At 35.1% G+C, this 21671-nt stretch carries 13 protein-coding genes; 5 read left to right on the top strand and 8 right to left on the bottom strand.

Annotation, left to right across the window (positions count from 1 at the left end; translation table 11 throughout):
• Positions 1 to 39: 39 nt before the first annotated feature.
• From NHG49_RS03545 to NHG49_RS03535, 3 genes are all read right to left on the bottom strand, one after another.
• Positions 40 to 4281, bottom strand: coding sequence for a S8 family serine peptidase (locus tag NHG49_RS03545; RefSeq protein ID WP_258125561.1), 4242 nt, complete (start codon positions 4279 to 4281; stop codon positions 40 to 42).
• A 390-nt stretch (positions 4282 to 4671) separates the two neighbouring features.
• On the bottom strand, positions 4672 to 5313 hold the full coding sequence (locus NHG49_RS03540; protein WP_000590680.1) for a response regulator: 642 nt from the start codon (positions 5311 to 5313) through the stop codon (positions 4672 to 4674).
• Position 5314: 1 nt separating this feature from the next.
• A complete protein-coding gene (locus NHG49_RS03535) occupies positions 5315 to 7138 on the bottom strand; it encodes a GAF domain-containing sensor histidine kinase (RefSeq protein WP_258125560.1) in 1824 nt (607 codons plus the stop codon).
• 352 nt (positions 7139 to 7490) lie between these two features.
• On the opposite strand from NHG49_RS03535, the gene gerKA reads away from it, so the two are divergent.
• From gerKA to gerKC, 3 genes are read left to right on the top strand one after another with little or no spacing between them, the layout of a single operon-like run.
• On the top strand, positions 7491 to 8993 hold the full coding sequence (gerKA, locus tag NHG49_RS03530; protein ID WP_258125559.1) for a spore germination protein GerKA: 1503 nt from the start codon (positions 7491 to 7493) through the stop codon (positions 8991 to 8993).
• Positions 8974 to 10080, top strand: coding sequence for a GerAB/ArcD/ProY family transporter (locus NHG49_RS03525; RefSeq protein ID WP_088046980.1), 1107 nt, complete (start codon positions 8974 to 8976; stop codon positions 10078 to 10080). The genes gerKA and NHG49_RS03525 overlap by 20 nt, the downstream gene beginning before the upstream one ends.
• Positions 10061 to 11185: a spore germination protein GerKC gene (gene gerKC, locus NHG49_RS03520; protein ID WP_064477098.1), complete on the top strand. Its 1125-nt coding sequence runs from the start codon at positions 10061 to 10063 to the stop codon at positions 11183 to 11185. Before NHG49_RS03525 ends, gerKC begins: the two co-directional genes overlap by 20 nt.
• 32 nt (positions 11186 to 11217) lie before the next feature.
• Here gerKC and treC read toward each other — a convergent pair whose 3' ends face one another.
• The 3 genes from treC to treR all read right to left on the bottom strand — a co-directional run bounded on the left by treC (position 11218) and on the right by treR (position 15275).
• Positions 11218 to 12879, bottom strand: coding sequence for an alpha,alpha-phosphotrehalase (treC, locus tag NHG49_RS03515; protein WP_064477099.1), 1662 nt, complete (start codon positions 12877 to 12879; stop codon positions 11218 to 11220).
• Between the two features lie 13 nt (positions 12880 to 12892).
• Entirely contained in the window at positions 12893 to 14320 is a 1428-nt protein-coding gene (gene treP / locus NHG49_RS03510; protein WP_088046982.1) for a PTS system trehalose-specific EIIBC component, read from the bottom strand.
• Positions 14321 to 14564: 244 nt separating this feature from the next.
• Positions 14565 to 15275, bottom strand: a complete 711-nt coding sequence (gene treR / locus NHG49_RS03505) for a trehalose operon repressor (RefSeq protein ID WP_088046983.1) — start codon at positions 15273 to 15275, stop codon at positions 14565 to 14567.
• Between the two features lie 449 nt (positions 15276 to 15724).
• Between treR and NHG49_RS03500 the strand changes: the two genes are divergently transcribed.
• Positions 15725 to 17122 (top strand): amino acid permease, encoded by a 1398-nt coding sequence (locus NHG49_RS03500; RefSeq protein WP_064477102.1) that lies wholly within the window; start codon positions 15725 to 15727, stop codon positions 17120 to 17122.
• Positions 17123 to 17150: 28 nt separating this feature from the next.
• Here the strand turns inward: NHG49_RS03500 and NHG49_RS03495 are convergent, their stop codons facing one another.
• Both NHG49_RS03495 and NHG49_RS03490 read right to left on the bottom strand, forming a co-directional pair.
• A complete protein-coding gene (locus tag NHG49_RS03495; RefSeq protein ID WP_258125558.1) occupies positions 17151 to 18857 on the bottom strand; it encodes a putative bifunctional diguanylate cyclase/phosphodiesterase in 1707 nt (568 codons plus the stop codon).
• A 493-nt stretch (positions 18858 to 19350) separates the two neighbouring features.
• Positions 19351 to 19692, bottom strand: a complete 342-nt coding sequence (locus NHG49_RS03490) for a hypothetical protein (RefSeq protein ID WP_064477104.1) — start codon at positions 19690 to 19692, stop codon at positions 19351 to 19353.
• A gap of 390 nt (positions 19693 to 20082) precedes the next feature.
• On the opposite strand from NHG49_RS03490, the gene NHG49_RS03485 reads away from it, so the two are divergent.
• A complete protein-coding gene (locus tag NHG49_RS03485; RefSeq protein ID WP_064477105.1) occupies positions 20083 to 21612 on the top strand; it encodes a cardiolipin synthase in 1530 nt (509 codons plus the stop codon).
• Positions 21613 to 21671: the final 59 nt, after the last annotated feature.

Raw genomic sequence — 21671 nt, 5'->3', positions numbered from 1 at the left:
ATTGTTTTATCACTTAGTTTACTCTAGAATTGTGCCCACTTATTTTTTTGGCTCTAATCCAATGGAACGTAAGATTTTATCTAACGTCACTGGCCCTACATTTTCTTTCGGTTTCTGATTTTCTTTGGCATCTGGACCCTTTTTCAAGAAATTCTTCTCAATAAAACGAATATCCGTTTCATTTACAACACCATCTTGATTGACATCTCCATCTTTTACAGCCACTTTTCCTTTTTCATATGAAAGAGCTGCTATTCTAGCATCTTGAATATCTACCATTTTATCGCCGTTTACATCACCTGCAAGGCTGTCATCCATATCAGCTCTAAAGTTTTGTCCCACTAATTCTCCATCCTGCATTTTCCCTATTTTTGTAGTTAATTTACTATTTAAATGACCTGGCATTTCTACGAAAATATTATATTCTGTATCACTTACTGGAACACTATGAATTTCAAATTGCCCATTATCATCAACCGTTCCTGTATATTTCTTTCCATCCTTACCAACTGCATACACTTTTGCTCCTAGTTTTGTGTAGTCATTCTTACCTAAATACCCCTCTTCAGTTAAGAAAGCTTCTGGTCCAATATATCCTGTAACCATTGCATGTTTCGAAATAATAGAAAAGGATTTATCTTTAAACACAGGAATCTCAATGCCTTCTGATGCACCTGTTTTTGTATAAGAGAATTTATCTACTCCAAATGCTGTTAAATTATTAAAATACTCGTCACTCGTCATCTCAAATGTAACATCTACAAATGGTGCGTCTCCATCTAGACCTTTAAATTCTGTTCCTTCTAAAGATGCACCAACTTTCACCTTGTTTTCCCAGTTTCCTTCTTCATTTATCACTGGATCTTCTAATTTAATATTTAATCCATGTTGTTTTGCATATTCTGCAAGTGCTGGGTTTGGTTTAACATCTACAAATTTAAATAACTGTTTACTATAAGGAATCTCAAATGTACCTGACATAAGTTGTTTCACATTATTAAGATTTAAAGTTAATGTAATTTTTTCTCCTAGTTTAACTTTATCCTTGTCATAGCTTGGGACAGCGTATTCCGTTCCCTCTTTAACAAAGACATAATCTTTAAATCCATTTGCCATATTTGATGCAGTTGCAAGATCATATCCAAATAACCTTAAATTAAGCGGTTCATTGATTTCCTCTGGAAGTACACCAAATTTAAAATCACCATTGGCTTGAATTGTATTCAACCAACCTGACGGAAAAGCAGAGTTTTGGTAATATACAATTTCATTAGTTTTTTGGTCATACTGAAGGCCTTTTGCCTTTAATACATCTATCGTAGAATCATAAATGTTACCATGTACCCATAATGCACGCTGACCATCTTCTTCTTTGAACATAGATTCATTTACCTCATGAACGCCAGGTTTTACATCGGTAAATTTCATTTCAGGTTTGATATTATCAATAATTACGCTATCTCCTTTTGTATAAGGTTTCCCTTCTTTGTCATATCCAATGAAATCAAGTTGGTAATCTCCATCAGGCAACGTAACTCGCTTGTCTCCAATTGGATGATTTGGATCTCCTGTAAACGGGAATACATAGCCACCCATACCATCGAACATGATATATTCAATATTTGGTGTTAGACTGCTAGCATTAATTGTCCCCACAATTCCTAATGCCTTTCCTGTTTTTCGATCCTTCACCACTGCATCGATAGTTTCAAGTGGACTGTTCAATTTAAATGTCAGCGGTGAACTCGGCCTTTCCATAAATGGATGGAAGTTAGATGTATCTGTTGCCATTGCATCTCTCAGCAAATCTACAGATTCAATTCCTTTTTCTGTGAATTTAATTGCAAATGGCACTTGATATACTTCTTTTTCATTTTTTTTATTTGAAATATGAATATATCCCTCATATCTACCAAATTCAGCGTTTTCTGGAATGATAATTTCAGGGCTAATTTCCCCTGATGTACTAGGAGCTACTTTAATAGAATCTTGTACGTTCAGCTTCACACCATTCTTCGCTGCATCTTGCACACCTACACTTGTTGGTGAAAACTCTACTTCTAATTTAAACTCTTTCTCGTCTGTTTTATTGCTGTTCTTAATTAAGACTTTTCGACTATCTTTAATAGGTCCATTTCCCAATTGGTTTTTATACCCGAATGCAATAGACCCTGTTTTTTCTTCAATTTCTACTTCTTCATCATTTACAACGTTTGATGTTTTATCGATAACCTCGATAGCTGTATCTGCATGAACTGCACGATACGCATCAATTCGGCCTGATCCTACCTCAAATACAGAGCGTGCCTCTTTTAAGTCAACTGCAGTATTCATAAGCGCTTCTTTTACTTCAAACGGACTATAGTTTGGATGTTCTTGTAAAATGAGTGCCGCCACCCCCGCTGTATGAGGAGTTGCCATAGATGTACCTGACATACGTCCATACGCTACCGGATAATTTTCTCCATCCTTTGGATCATTAATATATTCAGGAACAGTTGAGAAAATAGAAACACCTGGCGCTACAATATCCGGCTTAATATCATCTGTTTTACTTGCAGGACCGCGAGAGCTGAAATCAGCTAAGTGATCTCCTTCTGTTTTTGTGTTACTCAGTTCTCCAAATGTTAAAGAGACATCTCCTTGGACAGCTTTTGCTTGCAATTTCTCACCATCTGCCTTTGTTAAGCGGAACGATGGAATAGATGAAGTACTTTCCCCAAGGTAACTTGTAATTTCACCATCTACATTGTTATATACAATTACCGCCTTTGCACCTGCTTCCTTAGCATTTTTAATTTTTTCATCGAATGTAATCTCACCGCGCTGGATGAGCGCTAACTTTCCTTGTACATCTTTCCCTTTAAAATCATCTATTTTCCCAAGACCTGTATATACAACAGATAATGATTGACCTTTCAAATCTTCAATCTTATCAGTAAAGCTTTTTCCAAGTAGCATCATTTTATCCACATGTAAATCAGCTGCATCGGCGGAAAATGTCGGGATAGTCATCGCAGCGTCACTTGCTCCAACTGTAATTGGAAGTGCTGCTGCACTAGGTGATCCAAGGGTACCTTCTTCTGGACCACTATTACCTGCCGCTACTACTGTAACAACACCAGCTAACGTCGCATTGTTTACTGCAATAGAAGTAGGATATAAAGGATCATTAATAGACGCACCTAATGATAAATTGATAACGTCCATATCGTCTTTCACTGCTTTATCAATCGCAGCAAGAATACCGCTTGTTTGTCCACTTCCATATGGACCTAATACACGATATGAATATAAATCTACATCCGGAGCGACTCCCGTAACTGCATAATCCACACTATTCTTTTTGTCTGCAGCAATTGTCCCAGCTACATGAGTACCGTGGGATGTATAGTATGCACTTCCATCATAAATTTCAGGATATCCTCCAGAATTTTGCCAATCCTTATACGTTGTCTCCATTGGATCAGCATCATTATTAACAAAATCCCATCCTTTTATTGAGTTCGGATCTATTTTGCTTGCATCTTCACCTTGCTTTGCACGATACCCTTTATAAGCATCTTTTAAATCAGGGTGGTTATAATCAATACCTGTGTCCAGTACACCTACCTTAATTCCTTTTCCTGTTATTTTTTCATCATGCAGCTTGTCCACACCAATTTGTGGTACACTATCTGCCATTTTGGGTTCGGCAGCCGTCTTAGCTGTTTCTTTCGGTAAATCAATTTTGACCTCACGATCTTCCCATACACGCTTAACAATACCAGTGCGAACTAAATCTTCGATCATATTCGCAGGTAACGACATTGCCACACCATTAAAAGCATTCTTATATTCTCTTGTTATTTTGGCAGTTTTAAAATCCGGCCCCTTATCTTTCTTTTTTTGAAGCTGTTCAAGCTCAGTTTTAAATCCTTTATGCGATGCTTCCACCTTTTGTTCTGCAGTTGAAAGAGCTATTTTTTTCCCTTTAGCTGCTTGTTTTAACATCTCGATTTTGCTAGGTGCTTGCTTAAATTCTACAATCACATTCACATTATCAGGACTTGCTGTATTAATGCCTGGTGAAATAACAAAACCAGGTTTTGTATCTAGTGTTTTTAAAGCATTACGTTGTTCCTTTGTAAGTCCTTTCAATATAGAACTTGCATCATCAATTCCAGTTAAAGTAGATGTATTTACTTCTTCTGCCAATACGTTATATGGAATTCCTTGAGACATTAACATACCAACAGTTAGCGTTCCGATAAGTATTCTTCCGAATTTCCCCTTCTTCATAGCGCATCTCCTTATTATTAAAATTATTTTTTCTAAAATAAATCTTCTGAGCTCCTATGTAGCATTGGCAATTCTATCAACCTTGGATCTATTTAAAAGGATCAAAAATCTCCAACACTACTACCGCCATCCCCACACTTCTAATCTTCTTTCTATAAAAGCCCCCATAAATTGTTTCCAACTACAATGATTTACAACATGAATTATTAGTAGCTTTAAGCAATAATTCTATTTTTATTATTCCACATTCTAACTTTTCTGAAAATTAAACGAAAGGCGTATCTTTTTTCTAATGATTCTATGTCTACATAGTACAAAAGAACTATCTTGCTCTTTATTCTTTGTAATATAGAATAAAGAAACACGATAGTTCTTTTAAACATCTCTTATTTAATCCAACGGAACCAATTGATTTCGAACAGCATAAATCACCGCTTGCGACCGACTTTTCACATTTAGTTTTTTAAAAATTTTATTGATGTGAATTTTAACTGTTTTATCACTAATATACAGAGCTTCAGCAATTTCTTTATTACTAAGTCCTTTTACTAATTCAAAGAGAATTTCCTTTTCACGTTCCGTCAGTTCATTTTCATTTGATTCTACTTTCATTTTTTGCTGATGATATGTAATTAATTTTTTAGTCATACGCGGATGAATAACTGAATCACCTCGATATAACATCCGAATTGCTGCTACTACCTGCTCCGATGATGAATCTTTCAATAAATACCCATCAGCACCAGCTTGGAGTGCATCCATTAAATACTCATCATGCTCATACATTGTAAACACAAGTACTCGGCAATTCGGATAATTTTTTTTCACCAACTCTGTAGCTTCAATACCATTTTTCCCAGGAAGATTAATATCCATCAAAATACAATCTGGTCTGCATTCTTCTACTTTTTCCAATACTCCGTCCCCAGAGCTAGCTTCTCCAACCACGTTCATATCAGATTCATCCTCTAGTATGCTCCGAATTGCGTCTCGTAAAAAAGCATGATCATCCACTACTAATATTTTAATCATTTTACGCACCCCTTGTTTGTGAATCTGGAATTAATAGTGTAATTTCTGTCCCTTTCCCTACAGAACTATCAATCTGTAAAGTAGCCCCTAATTGTTCAGCTTGTTCATTCATATGTAATATACCATAATGTGGCTCATTCTTCGTTTTAACCATAGACTCAAATAGTGAAAAACCAACCCCATTATCCTTAACCCTTAAAAGCACGTGCTCACTTTGATAGCTAAGTAAAACATCAGTCTTGTCTGCTTGTGCATGTTTTACAATGTTTTGCAAACTCTCTTGTAATGTATCAAAAATAGCTCTTTCTTTTGAAAAGCTAAGTGCACGTGCATGACCTCTTTCATGATATGTAATATCTAGTTCATATTCTTGTTTTAAAGACTTTATTTTACTTGCTATCGCCTGCTTTAGCCCTAATTGTTGTGTCGGATATGGTTTTAAAGCATAAATAGAATAGCGAACTTCTCCTAAGCTTCCTCTTAAATCTTTTATACTTTTCTCTACTATTTGTTGCATATCTATTGGTTTATCACGATATTTTTTCTGTGCGGATTCTAGTTGATATATCACCCCTGCCAATGTTTGCGCAATACCATCGTGAATTTCGCGTGCGATTCTATTTCTTTCTTCTAAAATCATTCTTTTTTCCTGTTCAGAAATCAATATCCTTGTTTTAACTACGTTAGCTAATTGATTAGAAAACGTAGCTAAAGACTGTACATCTTCCGGGAAAAAACCCGCAGTTCTACTTTTTCCTGCAACAAACATTCCGACTAGTTCATCATTTACAATAAGAGGAAAATATACAAGGGAGCGTATGACACTATCAAATATTTCATCTCCAGGAGCCGTACCAGTTTTCCAATCATTAAACACAAGATTTTTAGAGATTCCCTCAAAATTTTCCGAATGATCAGAAATATCGAAACGGACTTTCCCATCTTTTAATAGAAGATTCCAGTTTCCATCATCTTTTGTCCATATTCCATATGCTTGTATGCCAAAAAAACCTTTAAGTGCTTGTTTAATATGTTTCAGGTTCCCTCCGGTTAGTCCACGACTAATTTCTGTCGTAATAAGAAACAGCTCATATAATCGTTCCTTCTCCATCCTTATCCGTACAGAAAAAGAGCTAATAACTGAAATTGCTACAAGTGGAAAAAAGAAAAAAAGTACTGTAATCTCATTTACTTCCACACTATATGTACTAATTAATACATGCATCAAGGCCGCATAAGAGAAACCAAAAGTTTCGCAAAGGAATACCGTTACAGTTTTTTTATACCACTGATAGATTGAATATGGCTGTGGAAGGAGTATCATTAACAAATCGTAAAAGCGGTTGTTGAAAAAACAAAAAAACACGCAAAATAATAACAAAGATATTAAATTTTCATACAGAACTGACATATCTATATTGTTAATTAATAAGTGCATACATTTATTTGAAAACCATTCGGCCAAGATCAAGCTAAGCGCATGCTGAGTACTATTAAATAACATTCTTTGTATTGGTGAACGACGATGCAGGTGAATAATTAACGTTACGAGTACAATAGCAATAATAGTTATATGGATTCCAAACTGCCAACTCATAGCGTAAATTATGGGAAAGGTAAGCGAGCTCGTTCCTCTCCAAAATCGTACAGGAAAATACTCTGCAATCCCCATAAATATTAATAACAATATTAGTATTGTTGAATGAGAAGGGATTTTAATTTCAAGTAAAGATATAGTTATAGTAATCAAACCAAGAAAAGAAATAAAATAAAGATAAGAACTAGCAATCTTTTCTCTTATAAAAATAGAATTTACATCCTTCAAAACAACCCCTTCTTTCTTTATAAAACTTCATTTTCTCTATTATCCAATAAAAAACCGGCACTGGCAAAATGGAAGAACCTCCACTAGCCAATCACCGGCTGTGTACTGCACCTAAAAAGGCAAGACACAATACTATTATTATAAATCGCTTTTCTTAAATTTCATATTCATCGAATGATGTAATTATACATACCGCTAGGTTTACCCACTTATAGTACAAAAGATATATATTAATATCGCAAATACATACTTTCTTCCCATCACCCTACCTTTTCCAAATAAACCAAGCATAATTTTCTCACAAAAAGCAAAAATTAACAGAAATAATTCCTATGTAAAGGAGATGGAAAGTATGGCCGAACAGAAGAGTTCACAACAAGATAATAGCAAAAAGCATATGTTTCCATCACTTCCGGAGAACATTAATTACATTGAAAATAAACTTTTCCATTCTGATGATATAAAAAAATTAGATCTCCCTTTTCAAAACGGAAAAGGAACGATCTTATATATCGAATCTTTATCAGATCCAAATTTAATGCATCAATTAGCTCTTGAGCCATTATTAACGCGGTCTGATTTGTCTTTAGATAAAGCTTTTTCCACATTAAATATGAAAAAAGAAACAAATTTAAATTATGGTGTACAGCTTTTATTACAAGGTAAATCCTTATATTTTCATGAACAGGTCGACAGTTTTTGTATTTTCGAAACGGCTTTATCTTTAAAGAGAGATATAACAGAACCTGATAATGAAGGCATTGTCCGTGGACCGCATACTGGTTTCGTAGAAGATTTAGCAACCAATTTAGCTTCTATTCGTAAACTCATAAAAAGTCCACATGTCGTCGTTAAATATTTCACACTTGGTGAAGAAATGCATACGAAAGTGGCAATTGCTTATATGCAAAATATAGCGAATGACGATTTAGTTGCAGAAGTGAAAAGAAGATTAGAAACAATTAAAACGGACGCACTTATGCCTCCCGGATACATACAAGAATTTATAGAGGATACGTCTTTCTCACCCTTTCCGCAACAATTAAATACAGAGCGTCCAGATAGAGTCGCAGCAAATTTAATGGAAGGACGAGTTGCTATTTTATCTGATGGAGATCCAACTGCACTTATCGTTCCTGTTACGTTATTTGCTTTCTATCAATCACCAGATGATTATAATAACCGCTGGATTGTCGGTTCTTTCATCCGAATGATTCGCTTAGTCAGTTTCTTGATTGCCTTTCTCTTGCCCGCTATATATATCGCAACAGTTGCTTTTCATCCTGATGTGTTGCCGCTCGAACTTGTTTATACGATTAAAGCTTCATTAGAAAAAGTGCCACTTCCTCCTATTTTTGAAGCTCTCTTAATGGAATTAATCTTTGAATTATTACGGGAAGCTGGTATTCGCTTGCCGAGCCGAGTTGGACAAACAATCGGTATTGTAGGTGGTTTAGTAATTGGTGATGCAATTGTAAAAGCCGGTCTCGTTTCTTATACAATGATTATCGTTGTAGCTTTAACTGCAATCTCATCTTTTCTTGTTCCATCAAATGATATGAGTTCCGCAGTTCGGATTCTTCGTTTTCCGTTAATGCTCCTTGCTGCCATATTCGGCTATGTAGGAATATCATTCGGTCTCATTATAACTTTCGTTCATTTATGCCAGTTACATTCATTTCATACCCCATATCTTTCTCCTGTTGCTCCGATGCGGATAAAAGATATGAAAGACTCTTTTGTACGACTACCAATTTGGTCGTTTTGGGAACGACCACATGATTCAAAACCGAAAAAAATGCAACGACAACATGTAACGAGAGAGGATGAGAACGGTGACAAACACGCAAAGTAAAATTTCACTGGTTCAATTTACCTTTTTCGTTATTCAATGCCAAATCGGAGTTGGTATACTTTCTCTACCAAACCGTCTTCACCCAATAGCGAAAGGTGGCGGATTGATTTCTGCTCTCATCGCTGGTCTTGCAATTCAACTTATTATTTTACTTATGTGGCTTTTCTTAAAACGATTTCCTGATGCAGATATGTATGAAAGTGTTTGTATGCTATTTGGGAATAAGTTTGGAAAACTATTAGGTTTTGCTTATGTTTTTTATTTTACCCTTATCGGTATGACGGTTATGTTAAATGCTTGTAATGTCATTAAAGTTTGGATATTACAAGCAACTCCTTGGTATGCCACCCTCATGCTATTTACAATAGCTTGTTGTTACATAGCTTATAATACGTTCAAAGTCATCGTACGGTTTTACGTCATGGCTTCTATTCTCATTTTACCAATGGCTCTTTTAATTGCCCTAGGGCTTACACGAGCTGATTTTTCTTACATTTTTCCAATTACAGAAGCCGGATGGTGGAATATTATTCAAGCATCAAAAGAAACCATTACAGCTATGTATGGTTTTGAGATTATTCTTATCGCTTTCCCAAAAGTAAACGGGAGTTCTGTGGCAAAACTGAAAGCAATTTCTATCGCTAATGGATTTGTAACTCTTTTTTATACTTTTACTGTTTGGATTTGCTTTATCGTATTTAGTCCAAAACAAGTTGAACTTATTCCAGAGCCAGTTGCTTACTTATTGCGTTCTCTACATATTGGGATTATAGACCGAACCGATTTACTATTCATCCCAATATGGATGATAACTGTTGTAGCTTCTATTGCTAGTTATTACTGTGCTGCTTCTATAGGAATTGGACATATCTTCAATCTGGCTAATCATAAAAAGGCTGTTCCAATCGTTGGTATTATTGCTTTTAGTGTAGCCCTATTTATAGATACACCTGAAGAATTAAAAGTAATTGCAACTTTTACTGATAAGTTCACGTATATTTTCATAGTTGTCCTCCCTCTTTTATTTCTACTTTATTCAGTAATAAGGAATAAGAAAGGAGAACAGTATGTTCCAAAAAAGAGTTAAATTACTTTTTATATTATGTACTAGTGCATTCCTTTCTGGCTGTTGGGATCAAGAACCATTAAGAGAAGCGAGATTAGCTTATAGCATTGGATATGATATTACGGAAGAAAATAAACTTCAGCAAACGCTTGAACTCGTAAAAAGTTCAAGCGGAGAGCAATCTTCATTCGAGAATGAAATACATTCAGCAAACGGGCATAACATAAGGGATACAAGCGATGCCCTAAAAAAAAATGTGACTGGGAATATTCGCTATTTTAAATATGGTGTTCAATTACTAGGAACCAAAATTCTAAAAAAAGGTATACTCCCCTATTTAGATGTCAGCTTTCGGGACCCAACAAACCCAACTGCTTTAGTAAAACTTATTGCAGTAGATGGTGAAACATCCGAGATACTAGAAAAAAAGAAGGTAGGAAATTTACTAATTGGAGATTTTCTAAAGAAAAAAGTGAAAAGCTTAGAAGATATGAGTGTATTTCCAAAAGAAACTTTAGAAACAGCTGCTACAAAAATGTTAGATCCCGGTAAAGACTTTACCCTCCCTTCTATAAAAATAAAAGGAAAAGAAGTAATTACAAACGGGTTAGCTTTATTTAACAATGATAAATTAACTGGGCATTTACCTTTGAAACAATCTATTTTATTCGTATTATTAACCGGAAAAATGGGAACAAGTGCCCGTATAACCCAAAAACTTACTAGCGATGAATCAGAGAAGACATCTGATTATTTAACAATGGAAGTTAGTAATCGAAAGTTAAAGCGAGACTTAAAAATAACAACAGATAGAAAAGGAAATGTATATGCTCACATTAAGCTTCAACTAAAAGTTATAGCCCTTGAGGCTCCAAGAGATAATATTTACAAAATGGAAGAAAGAAAAAAATTAAATGAAAAATTATCTAAACAACTTACAAAAGAAGCAAAACAAATAACGAACAGGTTACAAAAAGCAAATTGTGATGCTTTCGGTATCGGAAGACATCTTATCGCATATCATCCTGACTTATGGAAGAAAAAAAATTGGAATAAAGATTATGCAAAAGTAAAATTTAAACCGGAAGTAGAAGTAAAGATTTTATATAGCGGCGTTTTAAAATAAAAAGGTTGGATACCCGCCGGCATCCAACCTTTTTATTTCATATAACGATATACAATTGACTCATACGGTCTTAAGTTAAGATTGGTAATCTCTTTACTTGAATCTTTGTAATTTGATAATAATACTTCTTGTTTCATTCCATCCAATTGAACATCCACTGGTGCAGAATACGTTATTTCTTCTCCATAGAAGTTGTTGATAACAAGTAATACCTCTTCATTTACAGTACGTGTATATGCCCAAACTTTAAGATGATTTTCATCTAAAATAGCATATTCTCCTTCGGTAATTACATCATACGTTTTTCTAAGTTCTATTAACTTTTTATAATGATAAAATACAGACTCTTTATCTTCTAATGCCTTCTCTACGTTTATTTCTGTAAAGTTTTCAGCCACTGAAATCCAAGGTGTACTTGTTGTAAAACCACTGTTCATCTCTTCATTCCACTGCATCGGAGTACGAGAGTTGTCACGAGATTTTTGTTTTAAAATCCCGATAATCTCTTCTTTTGATAATCCTTCTTCTCGCTTTATATCGTGTATATTTAACGATTCCACATCGCGATATTGCTCGATGGACTCGAATTTAGGATTCGTCATACCGATTTCTTCGCCTTGATAAATGTAAGGTGTTCCTTGCAACATATGCATAGCTGTCGCTAACATTTTCGCAGATTCATTTCGGTACTTTCTATCATCACCGAAGCGTGACACTATGCGAGGTTGGTCATGATTACACCAGAACAACGCATTCCAGCCTCCGCCCTTTTGCATTTCAATTTGCCAATTAGACATAATCTCTTTTAATTTAATGAAATCAAAATCAGCTTGCGTCCACTTATCTCCATTCGGATAATCCACTTTTAAATGATGGAAACTAAACGTCATACTTAATTCATTACGCTCAGGGTTTGAATATTTAATACAATTATCAATTGTCGTAGATGACATTTCTCCAACTGTAATTACATCTTTCCCTTCAAAAACATTTCGGCTCATCTCTTGTAAATATTCATGAACGCGCGGGCCATCTGTATAATATTTACGCCCATCGCTTGTCGCCGTACTTCCATCATCATTTAAGAACTGTTGATCTTTTGAAATTAAATTAATAACATCTAATCGGAATCCAGTTACCCCTTTATCAAGCCAAAAACGCATCATATCATATACTTCTTCACGAAGTTTTTCATTTTCCCAATTTAAATCCGCTTGCGTCTCATCAAATAGATGTAAAAAATATTGCTCTGTCTTCTCATCATATTTCCAAGCAGACCCGCCAAACTTAGATTGCCAATTATTTTTTTCATCACGCCAAATATAGTAATTACGATATGGACTATTTTTATCTTCCTTCGCTTCCTTAAACCACTTATGCTCCGTCGAACTATGATTTACCACGATATCCAGCATAATTTCAATATTACGTGCCCTTGCTTCTTCTAAAAGCTCTTCAAACTCTTCCATCGTTCCGTAAGATGGATCAATACTGTAGTAATCACTTACATCGTATCCATTATCATTTTGTGGTGATTGGTATATCGGTGTTAACCAAATATAATCTACTCCGAGTTCTTTTAAATAATCTAGTTTCTCTGTAACCCCTTTTATATCACCGGTTTCTTTATTGTAATAGCTATTAAAGCTCTTCGGATAAATTTGATAAACTACACTTTTATGCCAATCCTTCATGTTTAACTTCCTCCTACTTCTGTTTTACTCGTTTTGCAAATAACCATGTTAACGTAAATGGGATTACAACAGCGATAATCATTCCTACAATAAATATTGGAATCGATTTCGGAATGATAGAAATAAATGCTGGTAATCCGCCAATTCCGATAGCAGGTGCTAATACACCATTTAACGTAATAAATATAGCTGCAGTAGCTGATCCTATAATCGCTGCATAGAACGGAAATTTATTTCGTAAGTTCACACCAAACATAGCTGGCTCTGTAATACCGAAATATGCTGAAATTGCTGATGTAGATGCCATACTTTTATCATTTTGATTTTTAGAAATCCAGAACATCGCAAGTGCCGCACTACCTTGCGCAATGTTAGAAAGAGCAATCATTGGCCAAATGAATGTACCACCGTGCTGTGCAATTAATTGTAAGTCGATAGCAATAAACATATGATGCATACCTGTAATTACAAGCGGTGCATATAATGCTCCAAACAATACTGCTCCAACTACTGGTACTGTTTCATATACACCTACTAATCCAACTGTTAATAAATCTCCAATATGACGTGTAACTGGACCAATAATTCCTAATGCTAACACACCTGTTACGACAATCGTTGTAATTGGTACAACTAATAATTGAATTGCATTTGGTACATGTTTCTTTAAGAAGATTTCCACTTTACTTAGTACGAATGCTGCTACTAAAACGGGTAGAATTTGACCTTGATACCCTACCTTTTCAATTTGAAATAATCCTAAAATATCGAAGTACTCAATCTTTTGTCCATCTAAACCAGTTGCTGCTTTACCATAATCCCACGCGTTTAATAAGGCTGGATGCACAAGCATTAATCCCATAACGATCCCTAATATCGGACTACCACCAAAACGCTTCGTTGCTGACCAACCGACAAGTGCTGGTAAGAATACGAATGCTGTATTCGCCATCATATTAATTAAATCCCAAAGCCCACTTAAGTTTGGATATACATCTAATAAATTTTTACCTTCAAAAAATAAGTCCTTCGCCCCTAATAGATTGTTAATTCCCATTAGTAAACCAGCTGTTACGATCGCTGGTAATATCGGCATAAATACATCTGAAAATACTTTTACAAACTTTTGAACTGGGTTTAACTTTTGGTTTCCAGAGTCTTTCACGTCAGCTACTGTCGCTTCCTTCATACCTGCAAGCGTTATCAATTCAGCATATACTCGATCAACATCTCCTGGACCGATTACAATTTGAAATACTCCAGCGTTATGAAACGCTCCCTTCACTAATGAAACAGACTGCAATTTATCGTTATCTATTTTACTTTCATCTTTTAAAGCGATACGGAGCCTCGTGACACAGTGCGCAGCTTGTTCAATATTGTCTTTCCCACCAATATACTGCAACACTTCCTCTGCTGTTTTACGATAGTCTTTCCCCATATTCCCGTCCCTCTTTTCTTTTTTTGATACCGTTTACAATTACATATTAACTCGTATATATAAGTTAGTCAACACTCGTATATACGAGTTTATAATTTTTTTATAAAGTGAAACTTTAATCAGTGGGGTTTTGTTCATCCCGCACTGATTATCAGCCCTCACCAATCGGGCGTTTACGGACAGCACGCCTCCCACAAATAGCAGGATAAAAAAAAGAGATGAAACGTTATTTCGTTCCATCTCCTTATTTTCTCCGCGCCACATCCGAAAAATGAAAAATATCTAAACGATGGCGTGATTCTGTATATTCGAACTGACTTCCATCATAAAAATGCGTAAAGTTTTTCACAACGACAACATAGTCTGTTCCATTTAAATCTAAATACTTTCTATCGTCCTCTGTACATGGCTGCACTTCAATTACCCTCTGTGAGTAACTAATATGAAGACCTAATTCTTTCTCAATGTATTTATAAATGGACTTTGCTGCAATTTCACTCGTTAGCCCAGGAATATATTCCGATACAAAATGATTAATATCCAAAATTACTTTTTCTCCATCAATATTTCGTACGCGTTTAATATGATCTATTTCTGTTTTCTCTTTCACATTCAATAGCTTTGCAACCTCTTTTGTCGCTTTTACTTTCTCTATTTCCACGACTTCTGTAATACAATGGCGTCCTAAACGTTCATTTTCTTCCTGGAAGCTTACAATACCACCAAAGTTGAATTCAATGTTTTTTCGCTTTAAAACAAAGACACCTTTTCCATGTATTTTTTGAACATATCCACGCTCTTGTAATAAATCTACAGCTTTTCTTACCGTACCTCGGCTCGCTTCATATTGCTTCATTAATTCAGTTTCTGATGGGATTTTGCATCCCTCTTTTAATTGTTTATTATCAATAGACTTGCTGATTGCTGTATAAATTTGTTCATACTTACTCATCATCTACAATAGCCCCTTGTCACCTTCTAATTCTATATGTATTATACCATGCTACACTCTTCTGCCAATCTCTCACTTATTTTCCAGTATAGGAAAAATACAGGTAAATATTTAATCTCTAAAACTTATTTTTATAAAAATTTTTATATTTTTCTTTTCATTCAAAAAAACATGTAGTATACTAACTTCAAAATCAGAGGAGAAAGGGAGCAAAGAACTATGCTTACTTATACAACAATTGTAGTTACATTTGCACAAAAACATCATCATCATACGTAACCCTTGAAACCTAGCGGAAAAATTACGCGTAGGTACAAGGGTTATTCCCGTTGTACCTACGTCAGGCGAAGAGCCATGTAGGTATTTTTTATCTACATGGCTCTTTTTTTATTGCCAAAAAGCTAGTAAAAAATGATGTTTAAGCAAAACTTACTACAAAGGAGTTAACAAAAATGGAAACGAAAAAATGGGGATTATGGATTTTAACAGCTTTTGTGATTGGAAATATGGTTGGCGGTGGCGTATTTATGCTCCCAGCAAATTTAGCACACGTATCAGGTCCAATGGGTTCTACACTTGCATGGAGTATTACAGGTCTTGGCGTATTTATGATTGCACTCGTATTTGGAAATTTAGCAGTTCGCAAACCAGAATTAAAGGCAGGACCACAAAGTTACGCTCAAGCAATGTTCCCTTCAAAAAAAGCGGGCAAAGTTGCAGGATATAGTATGGCATGGGGATATTGGGCTGCGAACTGGGCTGCAACCGCATCTGTTATTATTTCCTTTGCTGGATATTTATCAACATTCTTTCCAGTTTTACAAAGTAAGCAAATTCTCTTTTCTACGAACGGATTTTCACTAGAACTCGGAAAAGGACTAACTTTCCTCGTATGTAGCCTTATGCTATGGGGAATTCAATATATTCTTTCTCAAAATATTGACCAGGCTGGAAATATGAATCTTCTTGCTACCATTGCAAAAATTATCGGATTTACAATGTTTATTGTAATCACATTATTCATTTTCAATGCCTCTAATTTTGGAGACGGTCAAACATTTATGAATGAAGCAGGACAATCCATTTCGTTAGGTGGACAAATCAATTCAGCTGCTATCGCAACACTTTGGGCGTTTATCGGTATTGAATCTGCTGTAATGCTTTCTAACCGTGCTAAATCTCAGCGCGATGTAAAAAAAGCTACCATTTTCGGATTAATTATCGCTCTTCTTATTTACATGTCAATTACTTTACTTACAATGGGAGCTCTCTCGCAAGATGCTTTAAAAGAGTCTCAAAAACCATTAGTAGACGCATTAAATTTAGCAATTGGCAATAAAGGAGCCTATATCATGGCTTTACTTGCACTTGTATCTTTATTTGGCTCTACAGTTGGCTGGATCGTTGTTAGTTCAGAAGTACCTTATCAGGCAGCCAAGAATGGACTTTTCCCTAAGTTTTTCGCGAAAACAAATAAAAAAGGTAGTCCTTCAAAATCATTATTTATTACAAATGTGATGACGCAAATTTTCTTATTCTCAACGATTTCTGGTACCGTATCAGAAGCTTATAATTTCGCTATCGTTGTAGCAACATTAGCTTATTTAATTCCATACCTTGTTTCTACGCTGTACCAATTCAAATTGGTTATTACAGGAGAAACGTATGATATAATGCCTGGTTCTCGAATAAAGGATGGGGTCATTACTACATTAGCATTTGTATACTCTATTTGGGTTATCAAAACGGGAACTGCTGATTTAAAAACGTTCTTCTTAGGAATCGGATTGTTCGTACTAGGTCTTATTCTTTACCCAGTATTAATGAAAGACTCACAAAAAACGAATTAAAAAAAGAGAAGCTACCGGCTTCTCTTTTTTATTCAAAATCTGTAATTAACTTTTCTTTTAACTCTCCTACAGATAAAGGTTTCGCATAATAAAATCCTTGTACATAATCACAACCCATAGATTGTAATAAACTTTCTTGCTCTACTGTTTCTACCCCTTCAGCAACTACTGCTAAATTTAAGCTATGGGCAATTTCAATAACAGATTTTACAATCGTTCGCTCTGGCTGTGCATGATCATAATGAAATTCACGAATAAAATTACGATCAATTTTCACTATATCCAGTGGTAGTTGTTTTAAATAATATAAGGAAGAATAGCCCGTTCCGAAGTCATCTAAAGCAATTAAAATACCCATATTTCTTAATTCTTGTAATGTAGCAATAATATAATCAAAATGGCGAACAGCGATACTTTCCGTTATTTCTAAAATTAAACGATTCGGTGGAAAGCCCGTTCTCCTTAAAATGCTACGTACAGATAAAATAAAACGCTTTTGCATTAATTGTTGTATGGATAAATTCACAGATAACCTTAATCCTTCTTCGTAATCTGGCAATGTTTTAAACAAGCGACATGACTTTTCTAATACCCAGTCTCCTAATTTTATAATAAGTCCAGATTCTTCAGCTACTGGAATAAATTCGCCTGGTGAAATAGGCCCTTCTTCTATCGAACAACGTGCTAAAGCCTCAATACCAGTATATTTCTTCGTTTTCAAATCAATAATAGGCTGCAGTGCCACGTCTAACTCTTCATCACGAATTGCCTTTTGCAAAGCGAATTCAATTTTCATTCTACGATTTATTTTCGCACGTAACTCATCTGTAAAGAAACACGCGGCATTTCTGCCTTGTTCTTTCGCGCTATACATAGCTAAATCCGAATTCTTTAATAGAGTTTCTACATCTTGACCATCTTGCGGATATGCGCACAGTCCTAGACTAGCTGAAATGTATACTTCATGACCTTCAAGCATAAATGGTGCCTGAAAACATGACAACACAGATGTCGCTAGCTGCCTCATCGCATCTTGTGTATGACTTTTTGTTAACAGCACAAATTCGTCGCCACCCAGCCTAGCCAGAACGTCTTTCTCTCCTAGCACATAATGCAACCGTGAAGCAACTTCGCTTAAAAGTAAATCCCCTATCATATGACCTAGCGTATCGTTTACTAATTTAAAACGATCCAAATCAAAGTAAATCATACCAAATTCTTTTTTTCCTGCAATCATCTCGTTTACAGTCGTTATTAGCTGCAATCGGTTCGGTAAACTCGTTAAAGCATCATGATACGCAAGCTCCCTATAACGACTTTCACTTAACCGCAACCTCTGTTCTGCTTCTTTCCTACTACTAATATCATTTCGGATCGCGATAAATTGATATGGCTCTCCTTTTTCATTTAAAAACGGAACAATTGTTGTTTTAACCCAATAATACGTCCCATCTTTTGCTTGATTTCGAATCTCACCTCTCCATACTTTTCCGTTCAAAATACGCTTCCATAGAATTTGAAAAAATGTTTTCGGGTGATATCCTGAATTTAAAATACGATGATCTTTTCCTATTAACTCTTCTCGTCTATATTTGGAGATTTCACAAAACTTATCATTTACATATGTAATAAGACCATTTCGGTCTGTAATTGCAACAATTGAAGACTCATCTAATGCTAACTTTAAATCTCGCAATGAAGAGTCATATAATGCATGACCTCTTTGTTCTAGCATGCGCATCTCTCCTTGCTTCCTATCTGACTAAAACACAACTTGTTTCTCTTCATAGAAATAGAGATATTTCATTTCTTAATAATGGCTATTTGCATTCATCACATTTTGAAATATGCCGATTAAAATAACATAATATTATTTGTAATAAAAAGCAATATAATACCGTTTCAATTATAAATAGTGGTTTCTTATCGCTATAATTAGCTTACTTTATTATACATTATTCATTCTCTTACATTCCTTTATAGCTAGCTCTATACAATGCCTATTCCCTATTAATCCCGCTCATATCTAACCTCTTTACTTTACTAGCGAAATAGAAGTTCGAGCACACTATACAACTATTCACGGATAATAATATAAAAGTTAAAATTAGTATATATGTTTTTGAATTACAATAATAAAATATTAACATATTTTCACCTTTATTTTGGAAATATTTTATAAATAATTACTTTATTAAACTAAAAAAGAGGAAAGCCTCTTTTTTAGTTTAATACGGATATGGTATTTGCTGATACCCCGGATATGGAGTTGGATATGGTGCTGGGTATGGCGCTGGATAAGTTACTGGGTACGGTGCTGGATAGTAGCCTCCACTTGCTGCACCCGTTAATGCGCCAGCTGTAAGTCCACCTAACACGCCTCCAGCAAAACTTCCTGGGAAAAATCCACCGCCCCATGAGCCGCCACCCCAGCCCCATCCACCTCCGTGATGGTGGTGATGATCATGGTGATTGTGCCCTCCATGGTGGTGATGTCCGCCGTTATGGTTGTGCCCTCCATGAGGATGATGATTACGATAATACAATCCGTTATTTTCTATATAATTCATTATTCCCCTCTCCTTTTCCATTTTCTCATCTTAATAGGTATTGTATGAATAGTACGGACCTTGTTAGTAACCTATATAATAAGAAAGAATCCGTATAATACGAATAACCATATCCTCGGCTTCATCATGTACCTGTTACAAATCCATGATATGGTTATCCCCGTTCCTATATAAAGGACAAATGTTTTGTCCCCCCCTACACTGTTTATTAACCAGCAAATAGCAGGATAATAACGTAACAATATACTGTATGTAGGACAAATGCGGAAAGCATGGGGAAAATGTCTATATTTTGTAAAAAAAACAAAACACTTTATAATAAGAATGTCGGATTATACCTTTTTATATAAGAAGTCTATATTTAAGAAAGATTAGAGGAATTTTATAAAAATGAAGAAGCCTATCGTTCAATTATTATTGGTATTTACAATTATATCTATCGTACTCTTACTTTTAGATACGTCTATCCTCTCACTATATACCTTTGTCGGTGCATTATGGTCTCTTACAATCATAGGGATATCTTTCGTTATTTTTATTGAAAATAGATCCCCACAAAGCACTTTAGCATGGTTTTTAGTACTAGCACTTCTCCCTGTTGTTGGTGTGCTTTTATATGCGCTTTTCGGACGTAGCCGTTGGAGAAGAAAAAAACATCTACATCGTTCAGAAGAGCAAAGAAAATTATTCCGTGAAATATTAGAAGGAAGACGAGTAGAATTGTCACTCACAGTCCCCTTACATGAACGTTCTATGCATTTAACAAAAGTCGTACAAAAATTTGGAGGCGGACCTGCCGCAGATAAAACAACTACAAAACTTTTAACAAATGGCGATCAAACCTTTTCAGAAATTTTGCAAGCTATCGAGCAAGCAAAACATCACATACATATTCAATACTATATTTATAAATCTGATGAGATTGGTACGAAAGTTCGAGATGCTTTAATAAAAAAAGCAAAATCTGGTGTTATTGTACGCTTTCTTTATGATGGACTCGGAAGTAACACTTTAAGAAGACGCTTTTTAAAACCTATGAAAGAAGCTGGTATTGAAATTGTAGAATTTGACCCTATTTTTTCAGCTTGGTTACTTGAAACTGTCAATTATCGTAACCATCGAAAAATCGTTATTGTAGATGGAGAAATCGGTTTTACTGGTGGACTCAACGTCGGTGATGAATATCTTGGCCGTTCAAAAAAATTTCCCATTTGGCGTGATAGTCATTTAAAAATAGAAGGAAAAGCGTTATATAAATTACAAGCAATTTTTCTAGAAGATTGGCTCTATGCCTCTAGTGGATTGAATACTTATTCTTGGGATCAATTTATGAATAGACAATACTTCCCAGGTAAAGAAATTTCAAGTGCAGAAGGTGCTGTGCAAATTGTAGCCAGCGGGCCTAGCTCAGATGATAAAAGCATTCGCAATACATTATTAGCTGTTATGGGATCTGCAAAAAAATCGATTTGGATCGCTACACCTTACTTTATTCCAGATCAAGAAACTTTAACATTATTACGTTTAAGTGCAATATCTGGCATAGATGTACGCATTTTATATCCTGGTAAAAGTGATAGTATTATTAGTGATCAAGCATCTCAGTCCTACTTCACTCCGCTTTTAAAAGCTGGTGCTTCCATTTATAGTTATAAAGATGGTTTTATGCATGCAAAAATTGTACTCGTTGATGATAAGATCGCGACAATTGGAACGGCAAATATGGACGTACGCAGCTTTGAATTAAATTATGAACTTATTAGCGTACTATATGAATCAGAAACCGTTCATGATATTAAACATGATTTTGAAGACGACTTTAAGCATTCCACTGAAATTAAATGGAACGCATTCCAAAAAAGAAGTATCAAAAAACGAATATTAGAGTCTTTCATGCGACTCATTTCTCCTTTACTGTAAGCAATCAATGTAATATTGATTGCTTTTTCTTTTCCATTTCCCCTCTCTCCTTTTCTTTG

It is taken from the genome of Bacillus sp. IBL03825, assembly GCF_024712505.1.
Lineage (GTDB): Bacteria > Bacillota > Bacilli > Bacillales > Bacillaceae_G > Bacillus_A > Bacillus_A wiedmannii.
This window is presented reverse-complemented; position numbering and strand designations above follow the sequence as displayed.

Excerpts from the sequence above, each read along its gene's own strand:
- NHG49_RS03545 (WP_258125561.1), bottom strand. The coding sequence starts at position 4,281 with ATGAAGAAGGGGAAATTCGGAAGAATACTTATCGGAACGCTAACTGTT.
- NHG49_RS03540 (WP_000590680.1), bottom strand. The coding sequence starts at position 5,313 with ATGATTAAAATATTAGTAGTGGATGATCATGCTTTTTTACGAGACGCA.
- gerKA (WP_258125559.1), top strand. The coding sequence starts at position 7,491 with ATGGCCGAACAGAAGAGTTCACAACAAGATAATAGCAAAAAGCATATG.
- gerKC (WP_064477098.1), top strand. The coding sequence starts at position 10,061 with ATGTTCCAAAAAAGAGTTAAATTACTTTTTATATTATGTACTAGTGCA.
- treC (WP_064477099.1), bottom strand. The coding sequence starts at position 12,879 with ATGAAGGATTGGCATAAAAGTGTAGTTTATCAAATTTATCCGAAGAGC.
- treP (WP_088046982.1), bottom strand. The coding sequence starts at position 14,320 with ATGGGGAAAGACTATCGTAAAACAGCAGAGGAAGTGTTGCAGTATATT.
- treR (WP_088046983.1), bottom strand. The coding sequence starts at position 15,275 with ATGATGAGTAAGTATGAACAAATTTATACAGCAATCAGCAAGTCTATT.
- NHG49_RS03500 (WP_064477102.1), top strand. The coding sequence starts at position 15,725 with ATGGAAACGAAAAAATGGGGATTATGGATTTTAACAGCTTTTGTGATT.
- NHG49_RS03495 (WP_258125558.1), bottom strand. The coding sequence starts at position 18,857 with ATGCTAGAACAAAGAGGTCATGCATTATATGACTCTTCATTGCGAGAT.
- NHG49_RS03490 (WP_064477104.1), bottom strand. The coding sequence starts at position 19,692 with ATGAATTATATAGAAAATAACGGATTGTATTATCGTAATCATCATCCT.
- NHG49_RS03485 (WP_064477105.1), top strand. The coding sequence starts at position 20,083 with ATGAAGAAGCCTATCGTTCAATTATTATTGGTATTTACAATTATATCT.